25 protein-coding genes are annotated in these 26,844 nt (G+C 69.0%); 16 read left to right on the forward strand and 9 right to left on the reverse strand.

Annotation, left to right across the window (positions count from 1 at the left end):
• Nucleotides 1-74 precede the first annotated feature (74 nt).
• From LI92_RS23665 to LI92_RS05870, 4 genes are all read right to left on the reverse strand, one after another.
• Nucleotides 75-224 carry a hypothetical protein gene (locus LI92_RS23665; RefSeq protein WP_192829989.1) on the reverse strand — a complete coding sequence of 50 codons (150 nt, stop codon included), beginning with the start codon at nt 222-224 and terminating at the stop codon, nt 75-77.
• Between the two features lie 559 nt (nt 225-783).
• Nucleotides 784-1,938, reverse strand: a complete 1,155-nt coding sequence (locus LI92_RS05860) for a thiolase family protein (RefSeq protein WP_046317000.1) — start codon at nt 1,936-1,938, stop codon at nt 784-786.
• A gap of 14 nt (nt 1,939-1,952) precedes the next feature.
• Nucleotides 1,953-2,369 carry a Zn-ribbon domain-containing OB-fold protein gene (locus tag LI92_RS05865; protein ID WP_046317062.1) on the reverse strand — a complete coding sequence of 139 codons (417 nt, stop codon included), beginning with the start codon at nt 2,367-2,369 and terminating at the stop codon, nt 1,953-1,955.
• A 222-nt stretch (nt 2,370-2,591) separates the two neighbouring features.
• Nucleotides 2,592-3,281, reverse strand: a complete 690-nt coding sequence (locus LI92_RS05870; protein WP_082109577.1) for a TetR/AcrR family transcriptional regulator — start codon at nt 3,279-3,281, stop codon at nt 2,592-2,594.
• 203 nt (nt 3,282-3,484) lie between these two features.
• On the opposite strand from LI92_RS05870, the gene LI92_RS05875 reads away from it, so the two are divergent.
• Together LI92_RS05875 and LI92_RS05880 are read left to right on the forward strand one after the other, a co-directional pair.
• Entirely contained in the window at nt 3,485-4,267 is a 783-nt protein-coding gene (locus tag LI92_RS05875) for an enoyl-CoA hydratase (protein WP_046317004.1), read from the forward strand.
• A 120-nt stretch (nt 4,268-4,387) separates the two neighbouring features.
• Nucleotides 4,388-5,740 (forward strand): cytochrome P450, encoded by a 1,353-nt coding sequence (locus LI92_RS05880; RefSeq protein WP_046317006.1) that lies wholly within the window; start codon nt 4,388-4,390, stop codon nt 5,738-5,740.
• Here the strand turns inward: LI92_RS05880 and LI92_RS05885 are convergent.
• From LI92_RS05885 to LI92_RS05905, 5 genes are read right to left on the reverse strand one after another with little or no spacing between them, the layout of a single operon-like run.
• Entirely contained in the window at nt 5,709-7,199 is a 1,491-nt protein-coding gene (locus tag LI92_RS05885) for an AMP-binding protein (RefSeq protein ID WP_046317009.1), read from the reverse strand. The genes LI92_RS05880 and LI92_RS05885 overlap by 32 nt on opposite strands.
• Nucleotides 7,196-7,981, reverse strand: coding sequence for an SDR family NAD(P)-dependent oxidoreductase (locus LI92_RS05890; RefSeq protein WP_046317011.1), 786 nt, complete (start codon nt 7,979-7,981; stop codon nt 7,196-7,198). The genes LI92_RS05885 and LI92_RS05890 overlap by 4 nt, the downstream gene beginning before the upstream one ends.
• A gap of 3 nt (nt 7,982-7,984) precedes the next feature.
• On the reverse strand, nt 7,985-9,586 hold the full coding sequence (locus LI92_RS05895; protein ID WP_046317013.1) for an AMP-binding protein: 1,602 nt from the start codon (nt 9,584-9,586) through the stop codon (nt 7,985-7,987).
• Nucleotides 9,583-10,320, reverse strand: coding sequence for a GntR family transcriptional regulator (locus tag LI92_RS05900; protein WP_046317015.1), 738 nt, complete (start codon nt 10,318-10,320; stop codon nt 9,583-9,585). The genes LI92_RS05895 and LI92_RS05900 overlap by 4 nt, the downstream gene beginning before the upstream one ends.
• Complete coding sequence (locus LI92_RS05905; protein ID WP_046317017.1) at nt 10,317-11,924, reverse strand: SMP-30/gluconolactonase/LRE family protein; 1,608 nt, start codon at nt 11,922-11,924, stop codon at nt 10,317-10,319. The genes LI92_RS05900 and LI92_RS05905 overlap by 4 nt, the downstream gene beginning before the upstream one ends.
• Before the next feature lie 134 nt (nt 11,925-12,058).
• Here LI92_RS05905 and LI92_RS05910 point away from each other — a divergent pair, with 134 nt between their 5' ends.
• The 14 genes from LI92_RS05910 (at nt 12,059) to LI92_RS05975 (ending at nt 26,821) form a co-directional block, all read left to right on the forward strand.
• Entirely contained in the window at nt 12,059-13,237 is a 1,179-nt protein-coding gene (locus LI92_RS05910; RefSeq protein ID WP_082109578.1) for a CaiB/BaiF CoA transferase family protein, read from the forward strand.
• Nucleotides 13,234-14,403, forward strand: a complete 1,170-nt coding sequence (locus LI92_RS05915; protein ID WP_046317019.1) for an acyl-CoA dehydrogenase family protein — start codon at nt 13,234-13,236, stop codon at nt 14,401-14,403. Before LI92_RS05910 ends, LI92_RS05915 begins: the two co-directional genes overlap by 4 nt.
• Complete coding sequence (locus tag LI92_RS05920; protein ID WP_046317021.1) at nt 14,400-15,317, forward strand: acyl-CoA dehydrogenase family protein; 918 nt, start codon at nt 14,400-14,402, stop codon at nt 15,315-15,317. Before LI92_RS05915 ends, LI92_RS05920 begins: the two co-directional genes overlap by 4 nt.
• Nucleotides 15,314-16,096 (forward strand): enoyl-CoA hydratase/isomerase family protein, encoded by a 783-nt coding sequence (locus LI92_RS05925; RefSeq protein ID WP_046317023.1) that lies wholly within the window; start codon nt 15,314-15,316, stop codon nt 16,094-16,096. Before LI92_RS05920 ends, LI92_RS05925 begins: the two co-directional genes overlap by 4 nt.
• Nucleotides 16,093-17,265: an acyl-CoA dehydrogenase family protein gene (locus LI92_RS05930; protein ID WP_046317025.1), complete on the forward strand. Its 1,173-nt coding sequence runs from the start codon at nt 16,093-16,095 to the stop codon at nt 17,263-17,265. Before LI92_RS05925 ends, LI92_RS05930 begins: the two co-directional genes overlap by 4 nt.
• Nucleotides 17,262-18,275, forward strand: a complete 1,014-nt coding sequence (locus tag LI92_RS05935; RefSeq protein ID WP_046317027.1) for an acyl-CoA dehydrogenase family protein — start codon at nt 17,262-17,264, stop codon at nt 18,273-18,275. Before LI92_RS05930 ends, LI92_RS05935 begins: the two co-directional genes overlap by 4 nt.
• Before the next feature lie 24 nt (nt 18,276-18,299).
• The gene (locus LI92_RS05940; RefSeq protein ID WP_046317029.1) at nt 18,300-20,006 is read left to right on the forward strand and encodes a thiamine pyrophosphate-binding protein; all 1,707 of its coding nucleotides are present in this window, start codon (nt 18,300-18,302) and stop codon (nt 20,004-20,006) included.
• A gap of 62 nt (nt 20,007-20,068) precedes the next feature.
• Nucleotides 20,069-21,259: an acyl-CoA dehydrogenase family protein gene (locus LI92_RS05945; RefSeq protein ID WP_152665349.1), complete on the forward strand. Its 1,191-nt coding sequence runs from the start codon at nt 20,069-20,071 to the stop codon at nt 21,257-21,259.
• Complete coding sequence (locus tag LI92_RS05950) at nt 21,259-22,464, forward strand: CaiB/BaiF CoA transferase family protein (RefSeq protein ID WP_046317033.1); 1,206 nt, start codon at nt 21,259-21,261, stop codon at nt 22,462-22,464. The genes LI92_RS05945 and LI92_RS05950 overlap by 1 nt, the downstream gene beginning before the upstream one ends.
• Nucleotides 22,464-23,270, forward strand: coding sequence for an enoyl-CoA hydratase/isomerase family protein (locus tag LI92_RS05955; RefSeq protein WP_046317066.1), 807 nt, complete (start codon nt 22,464-22,466; stop codon nt 23,268-23,270). The genes LI92_RS05950 and LI92_RS05955 overlap by 1 nt, the downstream gene beginning before the upstream one ends.
• 4 nt (nt 23,271-23,274) lie before the next feature.
• On the forward strand, nt 23,275-24,420 hold the full coding sequence (locus tag LI92_RS05960) for a thiolase family protein (protein ID WP_046317035.1): 1,146 nt from the start codon (nt 23,275-23,277) through the stop codon (nt 24,418-24,420).
• 8 nt (nt 24,421-24,428) lie between these two features.
• A complete protein-coding gene (locus tag LI92_RS05965; RefSeq protein WP_046317038.1) occupies nt 24,429-25,577 on the forward strand; it encodes an acyl-CoA dehydrogenase family protein in 1,149 nt (382 codons plus the stop codon).
• 93 nt (nt 25,578-25,670) lie between these two features.
• Nucleotides 25,671-26,285 (forward strand): TetR/AcrR family transcriptional regulator, encoded by a 615-nt coding sequence (locus LI92_RS05970; RefSeq protein ID WP_082109580.1) that lies wholly within the window; start codon nt 25,671-25,673, stop codon nt 26,283-26,285.
• Nucleotides 26,286-26,305: 20 nt separating this feature from the next.
• Nucleotides 26,306-26,821 carry a hypothetical protein gene (locus tag LI92_RS05975; protein WP_046317070.1) on the forward strand — a complete coding sequence of 172 codons (516 nt, stop codon included), beginning with the start codon at nt 26,306-26,308 and terminating at the stop codon, nt 26,819-26,821.
• Nucleotides 26,822-26,844: the final 23 nt, after the last annotated feature.

Consider the following 26,844-nt stretch of genomic DNA (forward strand, 5'->3'; position numbering starts at 1 on the left):
TCACGGGGGTAGGGCCTTGCCATGGGGACATCCTTCCAGCCTGCCCACGCTGGGCAAGCCAACTCAGATGTCACCTACGCGTGCAGCAGTCCCACGAGATCGGAGAGTTGCTTGGATTGCCACTTGTACTCGCGCTGGTAGTAGTCGATCGAGTACTTCTTCTTTTCCAGGATTTCGCCTACGGTCTTGGCGACGGCATCGATGGCCCGGTTGGCATTTTTCACGTCAGGCTCCTTCTTGATCGCGGCAATCGTCAGGCGCACGTAGCCTTTATCGACACTCGTCGCAGACGCCGGTGAGTGGCAACTGTAAGAAGCAAGTACTGCAGAGTCTCGTCTCCTCGCGTCGGACGTCACGAGATCGATCGTTGCCGGAACGCACCTGGTTCGTCGGATGCGCCACGTACCAAGTTCCCCTACGTGAACTGGGCCCGCGGTCGGCGCCGCTGCCCGCCACGCGAACCACCTCGTCTTCTGAGACGAACCCGTTGGTGTACCCGTAGTAGATGCGCAGATCGGGGAGGCCATCATGCCTTGTGGCCCGCATATAGGGCTTGTCGGCCTCCGTCACCGCCTGATATCGAGCTATCCCGACGGCCGTAGTAACCCGTTCGATGAACCCGTGATTCTCCGCTGGAATGCGAGCTTTGCTCAGTGCTCCGACAAGGGAGTCAGGTCGGTCGTCTGCTGTAGTCATCGTTAATTGAGGATAGGAACGGACACCGACACTTCGGCGGAAGGATCGAACTGATCACTCCCTGCCTACCAAGGACTAACGACCTCATCAGACGGTGAGAATCGATGCCGAGGCGGTACCCGGCGCGCCGTACACCTGCGCGAAGCCCACCTTCGGGCCCCCGGGAACCTGGCGGTCGCCGGCCTCGCCGCGCAATTGGCGCACCAGTTCGTGGATCTGGCGCAGCCCGGAGGCGCCGATCGGCTCGCCGTTGGCGATCAGCCCGCCGTCGGTGTTGACCGGCAGTGTCCCGGTGATCTCGGTCGCGCCGTCGGCCAGCAGTTTCTCCTGGTCGCCGTCGGCGCAGAAGCCGCACTCGGCCATGTGGATGATCTCGGCGCCGGCGTCGGTGTCCTGCAGTTGGATGACATCGACGTCTTCGGGTGCCACGCCGGACTTTTCGAAGGCGGCACGGGCGGCGTACACGGTGGGGGCCACATCTTCTTCGATGGGGGCGGAGGTGGCGTGCACCTCGTAGGCGCCGTAGCGGCGGGTACGGATCTCGGTGGCCTGCAGGTACACCGGTTTACCGCTGAAGCGGTGGGCGATGTCGGCGCGGCACATCACCACCGCGGCCGCACCTTCGTCGGGTGCGCAGAACATGAACTGGGTAAGGGGGTAGTTCAGCGCCGGCGAGTCGAGGATGGAGTCCTCGGACATCGGCTTGCGGCGAAAGGCGTTGGGGTTCAACGCTCCGTTGCGGAAGTTCTTGGCGGCGACTTTGGCCAGCGTCCGCTGGGAGATGCCGTGGTCATGCAGGTAGCGGTTGGCCTTCATGCCGAAGAACTTGGTGGTGACGAACTGCCCGTTCTCGGCATACCAGGCCGGCAGTGCCAGCTTGGCCGGGTCGTCGGTGAACGCCCCGCGGGGGTGCTTGTCCATGCCGATCGCAATGCCGATGTCGTACTTGCCCGAGCGGATGTTGTCGGCGCAGACCTGGGTGGCGGTGGCCGCGGTGGCGCAGGCGTTGAACACGTTGGTGAACGGGATGCCGGTGAGACCGACCAGCCGCGTCACCGCATCGGGATTGGAGATCTCATAGCTGCCGCCGACCCCGAACTGGATGTCGCGCCATTCGGCCCCGGCATCGGCCAGCGCGAGGTGGATGGCCTCGGCGCCCATCTGCATCGCGGACTTGTCGAATCGGCCGAAGGGATGCAGCCCGACGCCGATGATCGCCACATCGTTGTTCGCTACCGTCATTTGTCCAGGTCTCCTTAGACGGGCTGGAACGCCCAGGTGAGAATCTCGGTTCCGTCGTCGTCGACATAGAACGGCACCATGGTCAGTTCGACGTCCATGCCGAATCGCAGCTTCGCCGGATCGGATTCGGTCAGACGAGCCTCGACCTGAACCACGTCGCCGAGTCGGACCAGCCCTACCCCGTACGGGGTGAAGCCCTCGGCGGTCTCGCCACCGGCGTAGGGCAGCTTCGGCACGAAGCCCTGGGTGGTCCAGGCCTCCAGCGTGCCCTGGCGGGGCAGCAACACATCGCGCATCTGCGGGCCGCTGCAGCGTGGGCAGTGGTCTTGGCGGGGCCAGACCGTCGCCTCGCACTGCGCGCACCGGCTGCCGATCAGGGCCAGATTCTCGTCCGGCCAGTTGGTGACGTCCGGGGCCAGGGGCTTACGCACCGCTGCCACCGGGCCGCTGACCAGTCACACATCGCACGGAAATCACATTCTCGATTAGAGCATACGTGCCTACTGCGAGGGAAGGTGAAGTCCGTGAGTGGCGAGGTGGGAGGGCGGCTCAGGGGCGCCGGGCCAGCGGCAACCGCCGGGATCGGCCCGGTGTGTCAGCGCCTGCCGCGGGTGCGCGCAGGCGCCGCCGCCCGGGCGGCTATCCGGGGCCGGCTACTTGGCGATGCCGTGGGCGCAGAAGTCCCACACTTCTTCGGCGGTGATCGGGTGGGCCGCCGGGTCGTCGGATTCGGCGCTGGACTGGGCGACGAACATGACGGTCTGCATGGTCATCGCCGCCATGCGCCGGGCATTGACGCCCTCGCGCAGGTCGCCGGCCGCCTCGGCGGCCTCCATCAGTTCGGTGAGCAGTGCCAGCAGCGGGGTGAACGCGACGCGCACCTCCGTGGGGTGCGAGACCAGCAGGCGCGGCGCGAAGTCGGTGAACAGCGGCCGCTTGGCGCCGGGGTCCGGCCGGGACAGCTCGAAGAGCAGCTCGACGGCTACTTTCAGCCGCTCCAGCGGCTCGGTCTGTCCTTCGGTGGCGGCCCGGATCTGGTCGGAGGTGCGCACCAGGGCGTCTTCGAACAGTGCCAGCAGCAGCTCATGCTTGCCGTTGAACTGCAGATAGAAACTGCGCAGCGACTGCCGGGAGCGCTCGACGACTTCCTGCACGGTGAAGTCGGTGCTGCCCTTTTCGATGATGATCGCCTGGGCCGCGTCCAGGAAGCGCTGAACGCGCTGGGCGGCCCGCAACCGTGCGGTCTTGATCGACCGCTCGACCGCCCGCTGCTTCCAGACGGGCTCTTCTTCCGGGTTACTCACCAGCGGCTCCAGCTGTTGCCTTTTTGGGAGAACACGCATGCACCCTACCGGAAATAACGGCGCAGCCACGTCGGCTGTCGCAGCGCTGCCGTAGCTATAACGAAGATGGTAACTTTCCGAAAAGGAGAAGTCGCTTCTCGCTCACCCGGTCCACGGCACCGCGGCCCGGTGCGTGACTCGGTGACACCCCCACCGCACCGCCGGCGACCGCCGCGTCCCGGCTCCGCTGACGAAGGGCGCTGATGTACATCGACTATGAGGTCGCCGAGAAGATCGCGACCATCACCCTGAACCGGCCGGATGCGGCCAACGCCCAGAACACCGAGCTGCTCGACGAGCTCGACGCGGCATGGACGCGGGCCGCCGACGACGACGAGGTCGCCGTCATCGTCCTGCGCGCCAACGGCAAGCACTTCTCGGCCGGCCACGACATCAAGGGCGGCGGACCGGTGCCAGACAAGATCACCCTGGAGTTCATCTACAAGCACGAGTGCAAGCGGTACCTGGAGTACACGTTGCGCTGGCGCAATGTGCCAAAACCGTCGATCGCCGCGGTTCAGGGCCGGTGCATCTCCGGGGGTCTCATGCTGTGCTGGCCGTGCGATCTGATCATCGCCGCCGACGACGCCCAATTCTCCGACCCGGTGGTGCTCATGGGTATCGGCGGCGTCGAATACCACGGGCATACCTGGGAATTGGGGCCGCGCAAGGCCAAGGAGATGTTGTTCACCGGCAGGGCGATGACCGCCCAGGAGGCCGAGCGCACCGGCATGGTCAACCGGGTGGTCCCGCGCGAGCAGCTGGACGCCGAGACCCGCCAACTCGCCGCGCACATCGCCACCATGCCGTCGTTCGCGCTGCGGCAGGCCAAACGGGCGGTCAACCAGACCCTGGACGTGCAGGGCTTCCATTCGGCGATCCAGTCCGCGTTCGACATCCACGAAACCGGTCACGGCAATGCGCTCTCGGTGTGCGGATGGCCGATTCTGGTGAACCTTGACCAGATGAAGTCGCAGGTCACCTAGCGGTCCAGCGCCGAGACGGCCTGGTGCTTTTGTTCTCGGGGAATCTAAGGGTTGAGCCGGTCGGCACCGTGCGGCAACGTGGTACGCGCATGTACCGCGGGGTGTTCGAAAGGTGTTGGCGTGGCCGAGAAGACTAGTGATCCGGTGCTGCTGCCACCGGTGGTGCCGATCCCGGCACTGTTGACGGCGCTGCTCTTCCTTTTCGGCCGCAAAGGCGCCTTTCGGGCGGTGCAACGCCGCTACCGCGGTGCGTTCACGGTGCGCCTGCCGGTCGTCGGACGCGCGGTGGTGATCAGCGACCCGGCGTTGGCGAAGAACCTGTTCACCACCAGCAGCGACCTGGCGGCCCGGGCCAACAATCTGGGGGCGGTGCTGGGACCGGGATCGACATTCAGCCTGGCGGGCGCCGAGCACCTTCGCCGGCGCAAGCTGCTGGTACCGCCGTTCCACGGCAAACGGATGGCCGGATATGAGTCGATCGTCGAGCAGGAGGCGCTACGCGAGGTCGCGACCTGGCCCGAAGGGCGCGAGTTCGCCACCCAGCCGTCGATGATGCGCATCACCCTCAACGTGGTCCTGCGGGCGGTCTTCGGCGCTGAGGGAGCCGAGTTCGACGAACTGCGCCAGATCCTGCCCGCACTGGTGGAACTGGGGTCACGACTGGCGGTACTGCCGCCACGGATCCGCCGCGACTACGGTCCGCTCAGCCCCGGGGGGCGCTACGCCTTCTACCGGCGGCGATACGACGCGTTGATCGCGAGACTGATCGCCACGGCGCGCCAGGACCCCGATTTCGCGGAGCGCACGGATGTGCTGTCGCTGCTGTTGGCGGCGCGCTACGACGATGGGGAACCCATCAGCGACGCGCACATCGCCGACGAGTTGCTGACCCTGCTGGCTGCGGGCCACGAGACGACGGCGACCACGCTGGCGTGGGCGGTGGAGCGCATTCGCCGTCATCCGGACCTGTTGGGGCGCCTGGTGGTAGAGGCCGATGCCGGCGGTTCGGAGCTGCTGCAGGCGGTGGTGTGGGAAGTGCAGCGGACCCGTCCGGTGGTCGAGGGAACCGGGCGCCTCACCCACGCGCGGATCAGACTGGGGCCGTGGGTGATCCCCGAAGGGCGCATGGTGGTGGTGCCCTTCCGGATGCTGCACCTCTCGCAGCAGCATTACGACGATCCTGAGCTGTTCAATCCGGACCGGTTCGTGGGCAACCCGCCCGACACCACCTTCTGGGTTCCCTACGGCGGCGGGGTGAACCGTTGTGTGGGTGCGGCATTCGCCAACATGGAGATGTTGGTGACGCTGCGTACCCTGTTGCGCGAGTTCGAGTTCGTCACCACCACCGCACGGGGAGAACGCAACCGCTCCCGAGGAGTGACCACCGCAGCAGCTCGCGGAGGCCGAGCGGTGGTGCGGCGGCGGCACACCGACGCCCGTCTCACCCCAGTTGGCAGCGCAGCCGGCGTTTGAGCACTTTTCCGTAGCTGTTCTTGGGCAGCGTGTCGACGAACTCGTAGCGCTTGGGGCGCTTGAACCGCGCGATGCGTTCCAGCAGGTGACTGTCCAATTCGGCGACGGACGCGTCGCCGACGATGAAGGCGACCACGATCTCGCCCCACTCGGGGTCGGGTGCGCCCACCACCGCGGTCTCGACGACGCCGGGGTGGCTCAGCAGCGCCTCCTCGACTTCGCGCGGGTAGATGTTGCTGCCGCCGCTGATCACCACGTCCTTGGAGCGGTCCCGCAGGGTCAGGAAGCCGCGGGCGTCGAAGGAGCCCCGGTCCCCGGTGAACAACCAGCCGTCGCGCAGCGCCTCGGCGGTGGCGTCCGGGTTGTTCCAGTAGCCGCCCATGACGACATCGCCGCGGCAGACGATCTCGCCGACCTCGCCGGCCGGGGCCCGGCTGCCGTCGTCGCGCAGCACCGCGACCTCGACGCCCGAACGCGGCCAGCCGACCGAGCCCAGGACGGCGTCGTCGCCGAGGTGTTCGGCCCGCCGCAAGCCGGTGATGGTCATGGGCGCCTCACCCTGGCCGTAGAGCTGGGCGAACACCGGCCCGAAGGCGGCCATTGCCCGTTTGATGTCCTCGAGGTACATCGGTCCGCCGCCGTAGATGATGCTGCGCAGGTTGGCCGGGCGGTCCCGGCCGGTTGCCACCAGCCGGTCCCGGCCGGTTGCCACCAGCCGGGCCACCATGGTCGGCGCCAGGAAGGCGGTGGCGCCGGGATGGAGGGCGCACAGGTCCAGAAACTCGCCGGCGTCGAACGCCCCGGACGCCGGCACCACCTGGCGGGCCCCGCGCAGCACATAGGGCGCGATGTAGAGGCCCGATCCGTGCGACATCGGCGCACCGTGGATCAGGCTGCACCCGGCGTCCGGGTCGTCGAGGTCGGCCAGATGTGCCACCGTCATCGCCATCAGGTTGCGGTGGGTCAGCATGGCGCCCTTCGAGCGTCCCGTGGTGCCGCTGGTGTAGAACAGCCACGCCAGCCGGGAGGGATCCGGGTCCGCGGTGTCGGCCGGCGGTCCGGCGAATCGGTCCCGATAGGCGGCGCCGCCGATGGTCTCCACGGGTGCCCCGACCGCCGCCGTGAGTCCCGGGGCGAGTGTCGGGGACGCGAAGACCAGCGCCGCGCCGGCATCGTCGATGATCTGCGCCATCTCCCGCGGATGCAGCTTGTAATTCAGGGGCACCACGACGTGACCGGCCGCCCAGGTGGCGAACATCAGCTCGATGATCTCCGGCCGGTTCTCGCTGGCGATCGCGATGCGCGCCCCCGGGCCGGACAGCCGGCCCAGCGACGTCGCCATCCGCCGGGCGCGTTCGGCCAGCTCGCTCCAGGTGTGCACCAGCCGCTCACCGTGGAACACCGCGCCCCGATCGCCGAACCGGGCCGCCGCCTGATCCAGCAGTGCGAACAGGTTCACGGTTGCACCCAGTCGGAGTCGAGACCGAAGTCGGACAGGTATTTGGTCGCGCTCCAGCCGCCGTCGACCACGATGGTCTGGCCGTTGATGAACGAGCCCGCCTCCGAGCACAGGAAGGCCACGGTGCCGGCGATGTCGTCCACCCGGCCCAACCGCGGATACGGCGTCATCTCGGTGTTCAGCTTGCGAAAGCGGTTGTCGGCAAGGCGTTGTTCGACCATCGGTGTAACGGTGACCCCGGGGGCGACCGCGTTGCACCGGATGCCCTGGGGCCCGTACTGGCAGGCCAGGTGGGTGGTCAGCGCGGTCAAGCCGCCTTTGGCGGCAGAGTAGGCCCCGCCCCGCAATCCGCCCACCACGGCAAAGGTCGAGGTGATGTTGATGATCGCCGAACCGGGTCCCAGATGGGGCAGCACTTCACGCGTCAGGCGGAAGGGCGCTCGCAGCATCAGGTTCAGGAAGTGGTCCAGCGTCTCGTCGTCGGTCTCGTGCAGCGGCTTGGGACTGCCGACCCCGGCGTTGTTGATCAGGTAGTCCACCCGGTCCCAGCGGGACAGGGCGGCGGCGAGGATCTGCCGGGGCGCGTCCGGCTCGGTCAGGTCCACCGCGACCGTGGCGATGCGTCCGGGTTCGACACCGGCGTCTTGGAGGCCGGCCGCCAACCCGGCCAGTCGCCGCTCATCGCGGCCGGTGGCCAGTACCGCCATGCCGGACTCGGCCAGCTTTGTCGCGCAGCCGAATCCGATTCCGCTGCTGGCTCCGGTCACGATCGCTACCCGCATGATCTACCCGCCTACCTCCGTCCGGGTCAGCTGCGCCCGGATCTGTTGTTTGAGAACCTTGCCGGCGTCGTTTTTGGGCAGTTCGTTCCAGACGACCACCTGCTCGGGGGCTTTGAACAGCGCGATGCCGCGTTCGGTCAGCATGGCGCGCAGGTCGCCGACTGCCGGCGCCGGCTCGCCGGCCGCAACGATCACCGCGCAGGCACGTTCCCCGGTCCGCGCATCGGGTATCCCCACCACGGCGACCTCGGCGATCTGCGGGTGGTCGATGAGGATGTCCTCCACCTCGCGCGCGGAGATGTTCTCGCCGTTGCGGATGATCACGTCCTTGACCCGGCCGGTGACCACCAGGTGGTCGCCGTCGACCCACCGGCCGAGATCACCGGTGGCGAAGTAACCCTGCGCATCAAAGCAGTCGCGGTCGTCCTCGGGGTGCAGGTAGCCGCAGAACATCTGCGGCCCGCGGACGTAGATCTCGGCCTCGCCGGCCGGTGTGCCGGGGTGCGAGACCAGCTTGATGTCGGCGATCCCGGGCCGGCCGTCGGTCTCGGCGGCGTGGGAAAGGTGTTGTCGGCCGATCGATCCGACCGTGCTGACCGGTACCTCGCTGGATCCATACACCCGGGTGACGGTGGCGGTGCGGAAGTAGTCGGCCGCCTCGCGGATCAACGACGACGCAACGGAGGCGCCGCCGCAGACGAACAGCTTGAGATCGGGCAGGTGAGTTCCGGCGTCGCGCGCGGCGGCCAGCAGCTGGACCAGAAACGGTGTGGCCCCCGCCATGTGCGTGCAGCGCTCGGCGAGCATGAGCGATACCGCCGCGGCGGGGTCCCAGGTGTCCATCAGCACGGCGGTGGTGCCGAGCAGCAGGGGGGCCTCGAACGCATAGATCGATCCGCCGATGTGCGCGATGGGGGAGGGCACCAGGAACCGGTCGCCGGGCGTCACCAGCCAGTGCCGGCCCAGCTGGCTGATCAGGGCGTTGATCGAATTATGACTGTGCAAAACACCTTTCGGCCGGCCGGTGGTGCCGGAGGTGTAGAGCAGCAGGCGGATCGCGTCGGGGTCCACCGCGGGCAGGGCGGCCGGTGGCTGCGAACGGTCGATCAGCGTGCGGTAGCCGGTGTGCGGGGCGGCCGAGCCGCGGACCAGCACCACTTCGGGTGCCTCGGTGAGCCCCGCGGTCACCCGGTTCAGCATCGCGGCGTAGTCGTGGCCGCGGAAATGGTCGGGGGCAAAAAGCATTCGGCTGCCCGAATCGGCCAGGACGAACCTCAGGTCCGTGTCGCGCAACGACGGCAGGATGGGGTTGACCACCATCCCCGCCAGGGTCGCGGCCAGGTACACCACGGCCGCTTCATGCCAGTTCGGCAGCATGAACGACACCACACTGCCGCTCGGCATCCGCTCGAGCATCGCCCCGGCCAGCTGGGTCGCCTGGCGCTGCAGTTGCCCACAGCGCAGCCGGATGTCGCCGTCGACGAGCAACACCCGGTCGGGATCCCGCTCGGCGGCATCGCGCAGCCGGTCGGCCAGGGTGGTCGAGACCCACAGGCCCGCCGCGTATGCCGCGGCGGCGCGCTCGGCGGTGCTGCGGACGGTCACGGGCCGCTCGGCTCGGTCACCCGGTGCAGCGTCATGGAGTACCGGTAGTCGTCGCCGGCATGGGTGTTCACCGTCACCTGGGCGATCTCGCCTTCGGAGGTGGTGTAGCGGCGTTGCATCTGCAGCCCGGCGGTGCCGGGGGCGACGGCCAGTGCGGTTGCCAGTTCGGGGGTGATGATCACCGCGCGGATGTGCTGGCGCACTTCGACGACGCTGACCCCGAACACGTCCTCGATCAGCGGGAAGATCGGCCCGGTGTGCCGCTGCAGCAGTCGGCCGACCCCGGCGAAGGTCCGGTTGATGTAGTACTCGGTGCGGCAGATCGGTGCGGCATGCCCCGCGGTACGGCGGTTGCCGCGCACGGCCAGCCACTCGGTGCCCGCGGGCAGACCGGTGCGCGCGGCGGTCTCGGCGTCCAGGGTGAGCATCGCATTGGAGTCGATCTCGAATTCCGCGCCGGCGGCGAAGGCCACCAGGTCGTCGATCGACATCACGTCCTGGGCGTAGCGGTTGGTGGCGGCGCGGGGGATGACCACGGTGCCCGCGCGGGGGCGCGAGACCACCAGGTTGTCCTCCCGCAGCCGGCGCAGCGCTTCGCGTACGGTGTAGCGGCTGACGGAGAACCGCTCGCACAGCTCATGTTCGGTGGGCAGTTGCGACCCGATGGGGTAGACGCCGTCGGCGATCTCCTTACGCAACACCCGTGCGACCCGCAGGTAGCGGTGATCGGTCACGGGCCGACCGGGTGCAGGGCCAGCACGCTGCCGTCGCCGTCGGCCGAGACGAACAGGGTGCCGTCGGGCCGGCGGGTGATGCCGGCGAAGGGCCCCTGCGGGCCGGAGAACGGAGGCATGCCGTTGAGCGGTTTGGGCGTGACACCCGGCGGTGGCCCGATCGGCAGCCCCTCGGCGATCACCTGGCGTGCTCCGGTGCCGAGGTCGACGGCCAGCACCTGCCGGCGTCCGGCGTCGACCACATACAGCGTGCGGCCGGCCCGCGCGATCCCCTGCGGCCGAACGAGTTCGTCCACCACGGTCTGATGCTGCGAGCCGTCGACCCGGACCACCCGCCCGGCGCCGGACTCGGCCACCAGGTAGGCGCCGTCGTCGGTGGTATCGATGCCGACGGGTCCGGCCAGCCCGCTCGCCAGCACCTCGTGCGAGCCGGCGCGCACGCCCAGCACCCGTCCGGTGCCGAACTCGGTGACCGCCCCCCCGGCCGGTCCCGCCGCCACCCCGTAGAGCTGATCGAATCCGTCGGCGAGCACCTCGCTGGACGACTGCGCCGGCTGGTAGCGCGCGACCTGCCCGCCGGAGGTGGTGACGACGAACTCGCCGGGGCCGGTCGCGGTCACGCCGCGCACGAAGCCGGGATAGCCGGGACTGAACAGCATGCCCTGGGTTTCCAGGCGGCCGCTCGGCGAGACGGCGTAGAAGTAGGTGCCGTCGGCGACATAGAGCCGCCCGGCGGCGTCCACGGTCAGGTCCAGCGGCCAGTTCAATCCGCCGGGCAGCACGGTACGGGTCTGGCCGGCCCCGGAGATCTCGGTGATCTCGCCGCTGAAGTTGGAGACGAACAGCCGCCCGTCGACGAAGGTGCAGTTGTCCAGGCCGGGTTGCAGCTGCGCCAGCACGGTGCGCTCGCCGGTGCGCGGATCGATGCGCAGTACCTGTCCGCTGGCGGCCTGGGTGGAGACGATGCAGCCCTCGGCGTCGAACTTCACCGAGTCCGGAACGCCCAGATCGGCGGCGACCCGCTGCGGCGTGGCGCCGGCGGCAGACGGGTCGATCCGCCAGATCTCGTTGGCCGTCATCACCGGGAAATACAGCAGGCCGTCCGGCCCCACCTCCATGGCGTTGGGCGACGGGAGGTTCTCGGCCAGGATGCGTTGCGCCCCGGTGCCGCGGTCGAGTTCCATCAGGCGCCCGCCCTCGCGGCATTCCCCGACGAACAGCCGGTCGCGATACACCGTGATCCCGTTGGCGCAGGGCAGGTCGTCGCGCAGGATGCGGCTGCGGCCCGACGGGTCGAGCGCACTGACCCGCGCGTCCATCACCTCGGTGGCATACAGGATCCCGTCGGCGTCGAACGCGACATCGTCGGGTGCGACGACATCGCCGCCGCGCGCACTGACCACCGTCAGCTCGTCGGTGGACACGTCCAGGGCACTGATCTGGCTGCCGGTGACCTGCGCGACGTAGACCCGGCCGTCGGGGCCGGTCCGCAACCCGTTGGCGCCGAAGAGCCGACTCGGTTCGGTGATCCGCTCCAGGCGCCAGCCGGGCGCCACCGTGGGCGTTCCGATCACCTCGCGCGGGCACGGCAGGGCGGCGGTCATGACTCCGGACGTTAGCAAGCTCCGTTAGTCCAGACAATAGCCCGCAGGGGACCGGATTCTCGGCCTTGACGCGTGAATAAGCCCTGCGGAATAGTGTTCTGCAATACGCAGAACGGAGTATTTTGTCCGAACAAATGACGGCAGCCGACGCCGGCCAGGCTGCGGTGGGCGGCCCGCTGCGCGGCGTGCGCGTGGTCGATCTGACGACCATGGTGATGGGCCCGTACTGCACGCAGATCATGGCCGACATGGGCGCCGACGTCATCAAGATCGAGCCGCCCGAGGGGGACGCCACCCGCTACATCTCCGCCGGGCCGGCACCGGACATGAGTGGTGTGTTCGTCAACGTCAACCGCGGAAAACGCAGCATCGTGCTGGATCTGCGCTCGACGGCGGGGCACGCGGCGATCACCGCGCTGATCGGCGGCGCGGACGTGTTCATCCACTCGATGCGGGCCAAAGCGATCGCGAAGCTGGGCCTGGGCTACGACGACGTCACCGCACACAACCCCGGCATCGTCTACACCAACTGCTACGGCTACGGCCGCCGCGGCCCGGCCGCGGATCGCCCGGCCTACGACGACACCATTCAGGCCGAATGCGGTCTGCCTGCCGTTCAAGAGCAGCTCACCGGACGGGCCGACTACGTCGGCACCATCATCGCCGACAAGATCGCCGGGCTGACGGCCCTCTACGCCACCATGATGGCGCTGTTCCACCGCGAACGAACCGGCCAGGGCCAAGAGGTCGAAGTCGCGATGTTCGAGACCATGGCCTCGTTCATGCTCGTCGAACACGCCAACGGCGCGATGTTCGACCCGCCGTTGGGTCCGGCCGTCTACCCGCGCACGGTGGCCCCCAACCGGCGGCCCTATGCCACCAGCGACGGCCGGATCGCCGCGCTGATCTACAACGACAAACACTGGAACGCCTTCATCGCCGCCGTGCAGCCCGCCTGGGCCGGCGAGCAGTACGCCACCTTGGCCCAGCGGGCCCAGCAGATCGACACCGTGTACGGGCTGGTGGCGCAAACCATGAAAGAACGCACCACCGCGCAATGGCTGGCGCTCTTCGAGGAGTTGGAGATTCCCGCCGCCCCGCTGAATTCCCCCGGTGCTTTGTTCGACGATCCGCACCTCAACGCCGTGGGCCTGTTCGAAACCGTGGCCACCCCGAACGGCCCGGTCCGTTTCCCCGGGGTGCCGACCTGGCTGTCGCGTACGCCGGGCAAAGTCGCCGGCGGCGCACCGGAACTGGGGGCGCACACCGCGGAGATCTTCGCCGAACTGGGTCTCGGGCAGGACAGCGCATGACCCTGGACTTCGCCATGGGTCCGCAGGCCGGCGAGCTGCGGGCCCGGCTGCGTGACCTGATCCGCCAGGAGATGCCCGAGCAGTTCCCGGGCGCATTCACCGATGACCCCGCGGACCTTGCTGCGGCGCAACGGTTCTGCGGGCTGCTGGCCGAGCAGGGGCTGCTGTGCCTGTCGTGGCCGGCGCAGTTCGGCGGTGCCGACGCCTCGGTGTGGGAGCAGACCGTGGTGCGTGAGGAGATGTGGGCGCACCACGAGCCGCGCGGCGCGCAGTACATGGGGGTGAACTGGGTCGGCCCGATCCTCATGCGGCATGGCACCCCCGAACAACAGCACCGGCACCTGCCGCCGATCGCCGCGGGGGAGGTGATCTGGTGCCAGGGGTTCTCCGAGCCCGAAGCCGGTTCCGATCTGGCTTCGCTGCGCACCTACGCCCGCCGTGACGCGGACGGCTGGCTGATCAACGGCCAGAAGATCTGGACCTCATACGCGACCATGGCGCAGTGGTGCTTCCTGCTGGTGCGCACCACCCGTGTCGGGGAAGGGTCCGTCACCAAAAAACAGCAGGGCCTGACGGTGTTCCTGGTTCCGATGGACGACCCCGCGATCACCGTTCGTCCGCTGGGCACCATGATGGGCCCGCACCATCTCAACGAGGTGTTCTTCGACAATCTGCGCGTCACCGACGCCGATGTGCTCGGCCAGGTCGACGCCGGCTGGTCGATCGTGGCCGACGTGATGGCTTTCGAGCGGGTCGGCATCGCCCGCTACGCCCGCTGCGAACGACTGCTGGCCGCAGCGCCACACGTGCTGGGCGCGCGCTGGGACGCCCTGCCGGCAGAGCTGATCGCCCGGTGGGTGCGCATGCTCACCCATTGCCGGCGTGCCCGGCTGATGGCCTACCGCGTGGTGGCCTTGCAAGCCGGGGGCCAGGTAGCGCCCGGTGATGCCGCCGCCTACCGGATCGCGGTCACTCGGCTGGATCACGAGAGTGCGGAAGTGCTGATGGAGATCGCCGCCGAAACGCCCGACGACCCGCAGGCGCGGTGGTTCCGTGCCGAGGTGGAAGACCATTGGCGCTATTCGCAGGCGGCCACCGTGTCGTCGGGAAGCATCGAGATGCAACGCATCCTGTTGTCGCGTGCCCTGCTGGCGGCGCCGCGATGAACCTGGAACTGGGCAGCGAAGCGTGCGAGTACGGGCGGGCGGCGCGCCGCGCCTTTGAAGCCGCCGGCGGCGACGAGTTGGTGCTGCGCGCCGACGCCGACCCGGGCAGCCGGGAGCACCTGGTCGGCCCGATTCTGCGTGAGCTGGGGGCAGCCGAGCTCAAGCCCCGCGCCGATGCCGCCGAACTCGAGGCCGCCGCCGCCCTGTGCCGCAGCGCCGGGTACTGGGCGCTGCCGTACCCGGTGGCCGAATGTCTCTCCGCACCCGAGGATCTCGACGTCGACGGGCTGATCGTGGTGGCCGAGCATCTGCCGTCCGGACCGGTGGCGGGACTGACCAAGCGCTGGGCGGCGGTCACGTTGGCCGGCGTTCGCAGCACCGTGGTGGCCCAGTCGCAGACCCGGCCGGCCCTGGTGGCCGAGCTGACCCTGGCCGAAGTCGACACCGACGGCGCCGGCGACATCGCCCTGGCACTGACGCTGCCGTGCTGGGCCTTGCTGGGAATGCTGGACCGGGCAATGGATCTCACCATTTCCCACGTCGGACTGCGCGAGCAGTTCGGTCAGGCGCTCGCGAAGTTTCAGGGCGTTCAGTTTCAGCTCACCGACGCCGAGGTGGAGCGCGCCGGGCTGGACATGCTGGCCAAATACGCGCTGTGGAGTATCGCGACCGGGCGCCCCGAAGCCATCGATGACGCGCTGGCGCTGCGTTCGGCGGCGCTGGAGGCCGCCGACGTGGTGTTCCGGGTGTGCCACCAGCTGCACGGTGCCGTCGGATTCTGCGACGAGACCGCGCTGTCGTGGCTGTCGCGCTACAGCCAGCCGCTGCGGCGCCTGCCCTGGGGGCTGGCGGCGACCCGCGACCGGCTGGCCCGCCGCGCTCCGCGTACCGGGCTGACGGGACTGTACTCATGAAATACGATCTGCCGCAGGAGATCACGGTCACCGGAGACGGGCCGGTCCGGACCGTCACGCTCAACCGGCCCGATGAGCTCAACAGCGTCAACGCCGACCTGCACTGGGGCCTGGCCAATGTGTGGCGCCAGCTGGCCGCCGACAAGACGATCCGCGTCGTGGTGCTGACCGGAGCCGGGCGCGCGTTCTCCGCCGGCGGCGACCTGGGCTGGATCACCACGTTCCTCGACGACGAATCGGCCCGCGACGAGAGCATCCGCGAAGGGGCGCAGATCATCGAGGAGATGCTGCGCTTCCCGCTGCCGGTCATCGCCGCCGTCAACGGTCCGGCAGTCGGGTTGGGCTGCAGCGTCGCGGTGCTCTGCGACATCGTGTTGATCGCCCAGACCGCGTATCTGGCCGACCCGCACGTGGCGGTCGGGCTGGTCGCCGGCGACGGCGGCGCCGCACTGTGGCCCCTGATCACCCCGATCCTGCGGTCCCGCGAATACCTCTACACCGGTGATCGCATCGATGCGGCCACCGCCGTCGAGCTCGGTCTGGCCAGTCGCGCGGTGGCGCCCGAGGAACTGCTGCCGCAGGCCCATCAGCTGGCGGCCCGGCTGGCCGCCCAGCCTCCCGAAGCGCTGCAGGGCACCAAGCGCGTGGTCAACATGTACCTGTCGCAGGTGCTGGGCGGGCCGCTGCAGGCCGGGTTCGCCGCGGAAGTGGCCACCATGAAGACCGCCGAACACCGGCAGCGCCTGCTCGCCTTCGCGGAGCGGGCGGCCCGGCGATGACCGGCGGTTCAGCCACGACCGAATTCCGGCTCCGGGTGCGGCAGTGGTGCCGCGACAACATCCCGGCCGACTGGCGGCGCGCCCAGACCGGGGTGAGCGAGCGGGAATTCGTCGACTTCCAGCGCGCCTGGTTCGCCACCCTGCACAGCGCCGGGTTCGCCGTCCCGCACTGGCCGCGCGAATGGGGCGGCGGGATGTCGGTGGCCGACCAGGCCGTGCTCTATCAGGAACTGGCCGCTCACGACGCCCCCCGGTTGGTTTTGGCTTTCGTGGGCATCCACCACGCTGCGGCGACACTGCTGGCCGCGGGCACCGAGGAGCAGCGCCGCCGCCATCTGCCCGCGATACTCGACGGCGAGATCTGGGTGCAGGGCTTCTCCGAACCCGAGGCGGGTTCGGACCTGGCCTCGCTGCGCACCACCGCGCGCCGCGTCGGGGAGAACTATGTGGTCAACGGCCAGAAGCTGTGGGCCAGCGGCGCCCGCTACGCCCAGTGGTGCCTGCTGTTGGCCCGCACCGATCCGCACGCACCCAAACGCAAGGGCATCTCGTACTTCCTGCTGGACATGGCCACCCCCGGGGTGCAGGTACGGCCGATCCGCAACGCCGTCGGCGACAACCATTTCTGCGAGATCTTCCTCGACGAGGTGGTCATCCCGGCGGCCAACCTGATCGGCGCGGAGAACACCGGATGGCGGGTGGCGCAGGCGACGCTGGGTGCCGAGCGCGGCTTGACCATGCTTGAGCTGGCCGAACGCCTGGGCGGTGCGGGTCTGCGTTGGCTGCGCCAGGCCGCCCCGGTCGACGACCCGGTGACAGCCGACCGGCTGGCGCAGCTGGAAACCGAGGTCACCGCACTGCGCAGCATGTGCCGCAAACTGGTGCGCGACGCCGAAGCCGGCACCGCGGGGCCGGCCGACGCATCGATCGTGAAGCTCGTCTACAGCGAACTGCTGCAGCGGCTCACCGACTTCGGCACCGAGATCGGCGGCGTGGGCGCCCACACCGTGCTGGACAAGCCGCTGTCCAGCGGCTGGGAATCCGGATCGTGGGTGCTGGATTTCATCGGCTCCTGGGAATGGACCATCCCGGGCGGGTCCAGCGAGATTCAGCGCACCATCATCGGCGAACGCGGCCTCGGCCTGCCCAGAGAGCCGAGTGCGCCGTGACCACCGATTTCGCCGAGCTGCACGACGAGCTGCGCGCCGTGGCGGCTGATCTGCTGGCCCGCGACCGCGTGGTCGACTGGACCACCATGGCCGGCGCCGGCTGGCTGGGCCTGGAGGTTGCCGAGGCGCTCGGCGGTGCGGGCGCCTCCTTCGCCGAGGTCGCGGTGATCTGTCAGGAGCTGGGCCGCGCCGCCGCGCAGACACCCTTCCTGGGCAGCGCGGTGCTGACGGTGGGGGTGCTGAACAGCCTGCAGGCCAGTACGGCGGGCAACACGCTGCTCGCCGACGTCGCCGCCGGCCGCACCCAGGTCGCCACCGTCATCGGGGAGTCCTTCGCCATCGATGCGCGCGGACGGTTGAGCGGGCACGCCGACTGTGTGCTCGACGTCGAGGGCGCCGAGCGGCTGCTGGTGCTGGCGACCGAGCCGTCCGGAGCGCAGGTCGCGGTCGTCGCCGCCGGCCTGGAGGTCACTCCGGTGCCGCTGATCGACCAGACGCGCCGCGCCGCCGCCGTCACGGCCGACGGGATCGCGGTGGCCGACTCGGCGGTGCTGCGCTACGCCGAGCCGCAGCGTGCAGTGGACGCCCACCACCGGGCGGCCGTCGCGGTGGCCTGCGACAGCCTGGGCCTGGCAGAGGCCATGCTCGCCGCGACGGTGTCCTACGCCCAGACCCGCAAGCAGTTCGGCCGCCCCATCGGTTCCTTCCAGGCCGTCAAGCACGCCTGCGCCGACATGCTGGTGCAGGTCTCGATGGCTCGCGCGCTGGTGCACGACGCGGTGGATGCGTTGGTGGGCAACGGATCCGACACCGAGGCCGCGGTGGCCATGGCGAAGTCCTACACCTGTGCCGCCGCCGTCGACGTCGTCGGCAAGGCACTGCAACTGCACGGCGGCATCGGCTACACGTGGGAGAGCGGCATCCACGTCTACCTCAAGCGCGCCACCCTCAACCGGTCGCTGTTCGGATCGCCGGCAGCCCACCGGAGACGTCTCGCTCAGCGGTACTGACAAGAAAAACAAGGAGTTTCGACTGTGGGTGTGCCCGTATATCGCCGGATTCTGGAGCTGTTCGAGGCCGAGGGCGTCAACACGCTGTTCGGCATCCCCGACCCCAACTTCGTGCACATGTTCGTCGAGGCCGAACAGCGCGGCTGGTCGGTGGTGGCGCCGCACCACGAGGAGAGCGCGGGCTTCATGGCCGAAGCGGCCTCCCGGATGACCGGCCGGCCGGGCCTGTGCATCGGCACCCTGGGGCCGGGAGTCGCCAATATCGCCGGGGCGATGATGTGCGCGAAGGTGGAGAACTCCCCGGTGGTGTTCCTGGGCGGCCAGCGCGCCCGCATCACCGAGCGACGGGTGCGGCGGGGGCGGATCCAATTCGTGCGCCAGGAAGAACTCTTCACACCGTCGGTCAAATACAGCGCGTCGATCGAATACGCGGATCAGACCGACGAGATCGTGCACGAGGCGATTCGCCGCGCGCTGTCGGGCACTCCCGGCCCGGCCTACATCGAATACCCCTCGCACGTCATCCTCGAAGAACTCGACGTCGCCGATCCGCCGCAGCCGCACCGCTATCGGCTGGTCAACCAGCGCGCCGGCGCACCCGAGATCGCCCAGGCCGCCGAGATCATCGCCCAGGCATCCAGCCCGATCCTGCTGGTGGGCCACGGGGTGCACACCTCACGCACCGCGGCCGAGGTCGCCGAGCTGGCCGAGTTGATGGCCTGTCCGGTCATCCAGACCTCCGGCGGCACCGCGTTCATCCCCGGCCTGGAGGAGCGCACCTTTCCCTACGGTTTCTCCACCGCGGCCGTCGAAGCCGTCGCCGGCTCCGACGTCTGCGTGGCGCTGGGCACCGAGCTGGGCGAGCCGGTGCACTACGGCACCACCCGGCACTGGGCGGACAAGAACGCCGAACGCAAGTGGATCTACGTCGAGCAGGACCCGACGGCGATCGGGGTGAACCGGCCGGTGGACGTGCCGCTGGTGGGTGACCTGCGCGGCATCGTGCCGCAGCTTGTCGACGCGCTCAAGGACAATCCCCGCACACCGTCCCCCGATTTGGCCAGGTGGATCGAACAGGATGCCGGCCAGCTCGCCGAGTTAGCCGAAACCGCACCCGCGGGATGCAGTCCGGTGCACCCCGCACGCTTCGTGGTCGAGGCCACGAAGGCTTTTCCGTCCGACGGCATCATGGTCCGCGACGGCGGCGCGACGGTGATCTTCCAGTGGACCTACTCGCAGGCCAAACCGCATGACGTGATGTGGAACCAGAACTTCGGGCACCTGGGCACCGGACTGCCCTACGCCGTCGGGGCCTCGGTCGCCGAGGGCGGCAAGCGGCCGGTGATGCTGCTGACCAGCGACTCGGCGTTTCTGTTCCACATCGCCGAGCTGGAGACCGCGGCCCGGCTGGGCCTGCCGCTGGTCTGCGTGGTGGGTGTGGACCACCAATGGGGCCTGGAGGTCGGGGTGTACAAGCGCACGTTCGAGCAGCCTTCCCCGCAGCCGGGCGTGCACTGGAGCAAGAACGTCCGGTTCGACAAGATCGCCGAGGGCATGGGCTGCCACGGGGAGTACGTCGACGACGAGGCGCAGATCGGGCCGGCGATCGAGCGGGCCTATGCCGCCGGCGGGACCGCCGTCATCCACGTCTGCATCGATCCCAAGGCGAACTCCGAAGAGATGCCCAACTACGCCGAGTTCCGGACCTGGTATGCCGAGGGAACCCAGTGAATGAGAATATTATTCTCGTTTTCGACTAACAACGTGTAAGCGCGGAGGGGCTGGAGGAGATCATGTCCGGCGGAATGAGCTTCGAACTGACCGAGGACCAGCAGCTGATCCGCAAGTCGATCGCCGACCTGGCGGCGAAGTTCGACGACCACTACTGGATGGCCAAAGACCTGGCGCACGAATTCCCGCAGGAGTTCTACGACGCCATCGCCGGCGGCGGCTGGCTGGGCATGACCATCCCCGAACAGTACGGCGGCCACGGGCTGGGCATCACCGAGGCGACGTTGCTGGCCGAGGAAGTGGCGCGCTCCGGCGGCGGCATGAACGCCGCCAGCGCCATCCACATGTCGATCTTCGGAATGCAGCCGGTGGTGGTCTTCGGCTCCGATGAGATGAAGGCCGAAACCCTGCCCCGCATCGTCAGCGGCGACCTGCACGTGTGCTTCGGTGTCACCGAACCGACTGCGGGACTGGACACCTCACGAATCACCACATTTGCCCGGCGGGACGGCAGCGACTACGTGGTCAACGGCCGCAAGGTGTGGATATCCAAGGCGCTGGAGTCGGAGAAGATCCTGCTCCTGACGCGCACCGAGTCCCGTGAGAACGTGGAAAGGCGGGGGGCCAAACCGACCGACGGCCTCACCCTGTTTCTCACCGACATCGACCGCGACCACGTCGACATCCGGCCCATCACCAAAATGGGCCGAAATGCGGTGTCGTCCAACGAAGTGTTCATCGACGACCTGCGTATCCCGGCCGAGCACCGGATCGGGGAGGAGGGCAAGGGCTTCTCCTACATCCTGCACGGGCTGAACCCGGAGCGCATGCTGATCGCCGCCGAGGCGCTCGGCATCGGGCGGGTCGCACTGGACCGGGCGGTCAGATACGCCAACGAGCGCGTGGTGTTCGACCGGCCGATCGGCATGAACCAGGGCATCCAGTTCCCGCTCGCCGACTCGCTGGCTCGCCTGGATGCCGCCGAGCTGATCCTGCGCAAGGCCACCTGGCTCTACGACAACGGCAAGTCCTGTGGCCGGGAGGCCAACATGGCCAAATATCTGTGCGCCGACGCCGGGTTCGCGGCGGCCGACCGCGCGTTGCAGACCCACGGCGGGATGGGCTACTCCGAGGAGTACAACATCTCCCGGTTCTTTAGGGAGTCGCGCCTGATGAAGATCGCGCCGGTCAGCCAGGAGATGATCCTGAACTTCCTCGGCTCGCACGTGCTCGGCCTGCCGAGGAGCTACTGATGGCCGCAGCACCGCTGGCCGGCATCACGGTGGTGGCGCTGGAGCAGGCGGTGTCGGCGCCCATGTGCACCCGCACGCTGGCCGACTTCGGGGCCCGTGTCATCAAGGTGGAAAACCCCGAAGGCGGTGACTTCGCCCGCTATTACGACGATGTCGTCAACGGCCAGGCCGCGCATTTCGTCTGGGTCAACCGGGGCAAGGAGTCGGTGACCCTGAACCTGAAAAGCGAAGCGGGACGCGATGTCCTGCACCAGCTGCTGGACCGGGCGGACGTCCTGGTGTCCAACCTCGCGCCGGGGGCCACCGCCCGGCTCGGGCTGTCCAGTGAGCAGATGGCGATCCGGCACCCGCAGGTGATCGCCGTGGAGATCGACGGCTACGGCAGCGGCGGGCCGCTGTCGCACAAGCGGGCCTACGACCTGCTGGTCCAGGCGGAGTCGGGAGTGTGCTCGGTGACCGGCCACCCGGGCGCCCCGGCCAAACCGGGTCCGCCGGTGGCCGATGTGACCTCCGGGCTTTATGCCGCGCTGTCGATCATGGCGCTGCTGGTCGGCCGCCGGGCGCAACCGGACTCGCCTGCGCCGTCGGTCGGGGTGAGCCTGTTCGACACCATGGCCGAGTTGATGGGCTACAACCTGACCTACGCGCGGCACTCCGGGATCGACCAGCAGCCACTGGGCATGAGCTCACCGGCCGTGGCGCCCTACGGCGCCTACCCGACCGCCGACGGCCACACCGTGGTGCTGGGCACCACCAACGACCGGGAATGGCAGCGGCTGGCCCGGGAACTGCTGGGCCGCAACGACCTTGCCGACGACCCGCGTTTCGCGGGCAACGCGGACCGGGTCGCGAACCGGCCGATTCTCGACGAAGCGATCGCGGCGTGGTGCGCGCGCCACGACCTGGCCCACATCCAAAACGCCGCCGATGCCGCCGGAATCGGCAATGCGCGCTACAACACCCCCAGCGACGTCCTGGCGCACCCGCAGCTTGCCCAACGCGACCGGTGGCAGCGGATCGACACCCCCGCCGGCCCCATCCCGTCGCTGCTGCCGCCGCCGGTGATCGCCGGCTACCAGCCCCCGATGGGTGCGGTACCGGGCCTGGGCGAACACACCGAGGCGGTGCTGGGCGAGCTCGGGCTGACCGGCGCCGACATCACCGCCCTGCGCCGGCAGGGGGCGATAGGGCAGGCTGAGTGCTGATGGCCTCCGACACCGAACCGCTGCTGCTGCGTGCCGACCGCGACGGCGTGCGCACACTGACCCTCAACCGGCCCGCCCGTAAGAACGCGATCAGCCCGGCGCTGTGGCGCCAGCTACGCGACGCCCTGCGTGACGCCGCCGACGACCGCGATCTGCGGGCACTGGTGATCACCGGTGCCGGCGGGGCGTTCTGCTCGGGTGCCGACATCGGCACACCCGACGAGGTCCACCCGGCCGAGAAGTTGCGCCGGCTGTCCGATGTCGCGTTGGCCCTGCACGAGTTGGCCGTGCCCACCGTCGCGAAGGTGAACGGGGTCGCTGTCGGGGCCGGCTGGAACCTGGCGCTGGGGTGCGACCTGGTGGTGGCCACCCCGGAGTCGCGGTTCTGTCAGATCTTCGCCAAACGCGGGCTTTCGCTGGACCTGGCCGGGTCCTGGCTGCTGCCCAAACTGGTCGGGTTGCAGCAGGCCAAGCGCCTGGCGCTGCTGGCCGACACCATCGACGCCGCCGAGGCGCAGGCGCTGAACCTGGTGACCTGGGTGGTCGGCGCCGAGGAGATCGACGCCTTCGTCGATGACCTCGCCGACCGGCTCGCCGCCGGCCCGCCGCGGGCGCTGGCGCAGACCAAGGCACTGCTCAACCAGGGCGCCGACGCCACGCTGGCCGAGGCGCTGGCCAATGAGACGCGCGCCCAGATCGCCAATTTCGCGGGCACCGATGCCGCCGAAGCCTATGCGGCCTTCGCCGAGAAGCGCCCCGCGCGCTTCACCGGCGGATGGCTGCCCACGTCAATGAGATCGGAGTAGCAAGATGCGACCCACGGTGATCGTCGAAGCGGTCCGCACCCCCGTCGGAAAGCGCAACGGCGGGTTGTCCGGTACGCACGCGGCGGACCTGTCTGCGATCGTGCTCAACGAACTGATGCACCGCGCCGGCGTCGAACCCGAGGTGGTCGACGACGTGGTGTGGGGCTGCGTGTCGCAGATCGGCGACCAGTCCTCCAACGTGGGCCGCTACGCGGTGCTGGCCGCCGGTTGGCCCGAACACGTTCCGGCCACCACCGTCAACCGCGCCTGCGGCTCCAGCCAGCAGGCGCTGGACTTCGCCGTGCAGGCCGTGATGTCCGGCCAGCAGGACATCGTGGTCGCCGGGGGCGTCGAGGTGATGAGCCGGGTGCCGCTCGGCGCCGCGCGCGCCACCGGCGAGCCCTTCGGGCCCAAGGCGCTGGCCCGCTACGACGGGTTCGTGTTCAACCAGGGCTCCGGAGCCGAGATGATCTGTCAGAAGTGGGGTTTGGACCGCACCGCGCTCGACGAGTACTCGGCGCGTTCCCATGAGCTGGCCGCCGCCGCGCAGGACGCCGGGGCATTCCGCGACCAGATTGTTCCCGTCGCCACCGACGGCGGGGTGGTCGACGCCGACGAGGGCATTCGCCGCGGCACCACCGCCGAGAAGCTGGCCGGCCTCAAGCCCGCGTTCCGCGAGGACGGCCTGATCCACGCCGGCAACTCGTCGCAGATCTCCGACGGCGCCGCAGCGCTTCTGGTGATGAGCGAGGACGAGGCCGCCCGGCGCGGGCTGACCCCGCTGGCGCGGTATCGGGCGGGCGCGGTGACCGGGGCCGATCCGGTGCTGATGCTCACCGGACCCATCCCGGCCACCGCGAAGGTGCTCCAGCGTGCCGGACTGGGTATAGCCGACATCGGCGTGTTCGAGGTCAACGAGGCGTTCGCCCCGGTGCCGCTGGCCTGGCTCGCCGAGACCGGCGCGGACGCGGGCCGGCTCAACCCGCTCGGAGGAGCGATCGCCCTGGGCCACCCGCTCGGCGCTTCCGGAGCCGTGCTGATGACCCGGATGATCCATCACATGCGCGACAACGGGATTCGCTACGGGTTGCAGACCATGTGCGAAGGCGGCGGCACCGCCAACGCCACCATCGTCGAGCTGGCCGGATAGGAATTCGCATGCGGAGCGACCTTTTCACCGAAGATCACGAGGCATTCCGAGCACTGGCCCGCGATTTCATCGAGAAGCATGTGGTGCCCGAGTACCCGCAGTGGGAGAAAGCCGGCCGGATGCCCCGCGAGGTGTTCGCGCAGCTGGGCTCGCTGGGCATGCTGGGCATGGCCATCCCCGAGGAGTACGGCGGCGCCGGCATCGACGACTACCGTTACAACGTCGTGTTGCAGGAGGAGGCGGCACGCGCGCTCGTCACGTTGTCCACGGTGCGCACCCAACTCGAGGTGATCCTGCCGTATTTCCTGCACTACGCCAACGACGAGCAGCGGGCGCGCTGGTTTCCCGGCCTGGCGGCCGGCACACTGCTGACCGCGATCGCGATGACTGAGCCGGGCACCGGCTCCGACCTGGCCGGAATGCGCACCACCGCCGTGCGCGACGGCGACTGCTACGTGCTCAACGGCGCCAAGACCTTCATCACCGGCGGCATTCAGGCCGACCTGGTGATCGTGGTGGCCCGCACCTCGACCGACCCGGACAACCGGCGTCGTGGCCTGACCCTGCTGGTGGTCGAGGACGGCATGGCCGGCTTCGAGCGGGGGCGCGAGCTCGACAAGATGGGCTGCAAGGTCCAGGACACCGCCGAGCTGTCCTTCACCGATGTGCGGGTTCCGGTGGCCAACCGGCTGGGGGAGGAGGGGGAGGCCTTCAGTTACCTGGGCCACAATCTGGCCCAGGAGCGCCTCACCGTGGCGGTGGGGTCGGTGGCGCAGGCCCGCTCGGCGCTGACCGCCACCATCGATTACGTCAAGAACCGCAACGTATTCGGCTCTCCGGTTGCGTCGTTCCAGAACACCAAGTTCGAGTTGGCCGCGGTCTCCACCGAGATCGAGGCCGCCCAATGCCTGCTCGACCGGGCGGTCGCCGACCACGTGGACGGCGTCTTGTCGGGTGCCGACGCCGCTCGCACCAAACTCTTCTGCACCGAGATGCAGGCCCGCGTCATCGACCGCTGCCTGCAGCTGTTCGGCGGCTACGGCTACATGATGGAGTATCCGATCGCGCGGCTCTACACCGATGCCCGGGTCGCCCGCATCTACGCCGGGACGTCCGAGGTGATGAAGATGATCGTCGCCAAGTCGCTGGGGTTGTGAGTCCGGGCACAAGAATTCCTTGATGAGACCCTTGTCACAGGCGCCTAACCAACCTACTGTGTGTTCATTCGGTTGGTTGAACGAAGGAGTCCGGTGACATCACCGCGGCCGTACGCCACGCTGCTCGCCAAGGGTGAGGACCGCAGGCAGCGGATCTTGCTGGCAGCCGAACAGCTGTTGGCGCGCAATGGCTGGCGCAACACCTCGCTGGCGCAGATCGCCCGCAACGCCGGGGTCAGCGCGGCCGGCCTGCTGCATCACTTCGAATCCAAGGAGCAGCTGCTGCACGCGGTGCTCGACGCCCGCGACGCCGACGACGACATCCACGCCGATCGCAGCGGCGATCTGATCGCCGAGATTCGGCGGGTGGCCGAGCGGTTCAGCCGGGCGCCCGAGCTGGTCGGCACCTTCACCGTCCTGCTCGCCGAGAACGTCTTGCCCGAGGCGCCGTTGCACGAACGCATGCTGCACCGGTACCGCAGCGCGTGGCAGATCGTCGCCGACCTGATCCGGCACGGCATCGACGAGGGCCGGTACCGCTCAGACCTCGACGCGGACGCCAAGGCCGTGGAGATTATCGCCTTTATCAACGGAATGGAGATGTCATGGCTGCTGGATCCATCAATACCGCTGACCGAGGTGTTCGCGGGGTACGCGGAAACACTGGCCCGCGACTTCGCTCCCCAGGAAAAGGCCACCCTCCGGTGAGCGGGGCCGACGACCCGGACATGCGCTACCGGTTCGACATCGTGGGCCGCAGCGTCATCGACGTCGTCTCCGCGGCCGGCGGCTGGCTCTATGACCGTGCGGCGGCCGGCTGGGACGTCACCGTCATGATCGACGGCGCCGAGGACGTCCGGCCCCTGCAGATCCTCGGGGCCCGGGTGGCAGAACTGGCGTCGGTGCTCCAACAGTGGGATCGCTGGCCGCACCCGCAGACCATCGCGGTGTGCGCGCAGATGTTCGACGGCCATGCCCAGGTACGCCAAGGCGTGCTCGATGCGCTCGACCACAGCAGCACCGAGGTGATCCTGTGGGGCGATGTGCCGGCAGAACTGGACAGCGACGTCGACGTCCGCCAGCACCGGCTCAGCGCGGCGGCGCGCGCCTTCAAGGCGCAGGCGCTGCGAGCGGCCGGCATCGCCCCGGTGGGCGCCCACGACCGCAATGCCCACGTGGAGTTCTTCCGGTGCGGAGCGGCCGCGGGTAGCTCGGTCGCGGCGGATCTGAGCCCGGCCAGTTGAGAGCGCGCCCGCGCGCCCGCGAT

The sequence above is a fragment of the Mycobacterium sp. UM_Kg1 genome (assembly GCF_000972925.1).
Taxonomy (GTDB): Bacteria; Actinomycetota; Actinomycetes; order Mycobacteriales; family Mycobacteriaceae; genus Mycobacterium; species Mycobacterium hiberniae.

Excerpts from the sequence above, each read along its gene's own strand:
- LI92_RS05945 (WP_152665349.1), top strand. The coding sequence starts at position 20,069 with ATGTCCGGCGGAATGAGCTTCGAACTGACCGAGGACCAGCAGCTGATC.
- LI92_RS05905 (WP_046317017.1), bottom strand. The coding sequence starts at position 11,924 with ATGACCGCCGCCCTGCCGTGCCCGCGCGAGGTGATCGGAACGCCCACG.
- LI92_RS05890 (WP_046317011.1), bottom strand. The coding sequence starts at position 7,981 with ATGCGGGTAGCGATCGTGACCGGAGCCAGCAGCGGAATCGGATTCGGC.
- LI92_RS05925 (WP_046317023.1), top strand. The coding sequence starts at position 15,314 with ATGAAATACGATCTGCCGCAGGAGATCACGGTCACCGGAGACGGGCCG.
- LI92_RS05955 (WP_046317066.1), top strand. The coding sequence starts at position 22,464 with ATGGCCTCCGACACCGAACCGCTGCTGCTGCGTGCCGACCGCGACGGC.
- LI92_RS05950 (WP_046317033.1), top strand. The coding sequence starts at position 21,259 with ATGGCCGCAGCACCGCTGGCCGGCATCACGGTGGTGGCGCTGGAGCAG.
- LI92_RS05910 (WP_082109578.1), top strand. The coding sequence starts at position 12,059 with ATGACGGCAGCCGACGCCGGCCAGGCTGCGGTGGGCGGCCCGCTGCGC.
- LI92_RS05920 (WP_046317021.1), top strand. The coding sequence starts at position 14,400 with ATGAACCTGGAACTGGGCAGCGAAGCGTGCGAGTACGGGCGGGCGGCG.
- LI92_RS05870 (WP_082109577.1), bottom strand. The coding sequence starts at position 3,281 with ATGCGTGTTCTCCCAAAAAGGCAACAGCTGGAGCCGCTGGTGAGTAAC.
- LI92_RS05915 (WP_046317019.1), top strand. The coding sequence starts at position 13,234 with ATGACCCTGGACTTCGCCATGGGTCCGCAGGCCGGCGAGCTGCGGGCC.
- LI92_RS05860 (WP_046317000.1), bottom strand. The coding sequence starts at position 1,938 with ATGACGGTAGCGAACAACGATGTGGCGATCATCGGCGTCGGGCTGCAT.
- LI92_RS05960 (WP_046317035.1), top strand. The coding sequence starts at position 23,275 with ATGCGACCCACGGTGATCGTCGAAGCGGTCCGCACCCCCGTCGGAAAG.
- LI92_RS05965 (WP_046317038.1), top strand. The coding sequence starts at position 24,429 with ATGCGGAGCGACCTTTTCACCGAAGATCACGAGGCATTCCGAGCACTG.
- LI92_RS05975 (WP_046317070.1), top strand. The coding sequence starts at position 26,306 with ATGCGCTACCGGTTCGACATCGTGGGCCGCAGCGTCATCGACGTCGTC.
- LI92_RS05875 (WP_046317004.1), top strand. The coding sequence starts at position 3,485 with ATGTACATCGACTATGAGGTCGCCGAGAAGATCGCGACCATCACCCTG.
- LI92_RS05930 (WP_046317025.1), top strand. The coding sequence starts at position 16,093 with ATGACCGGCGGTTCAGCCACGACCGAATTCCGGCTCCGGGTGCGGCAG.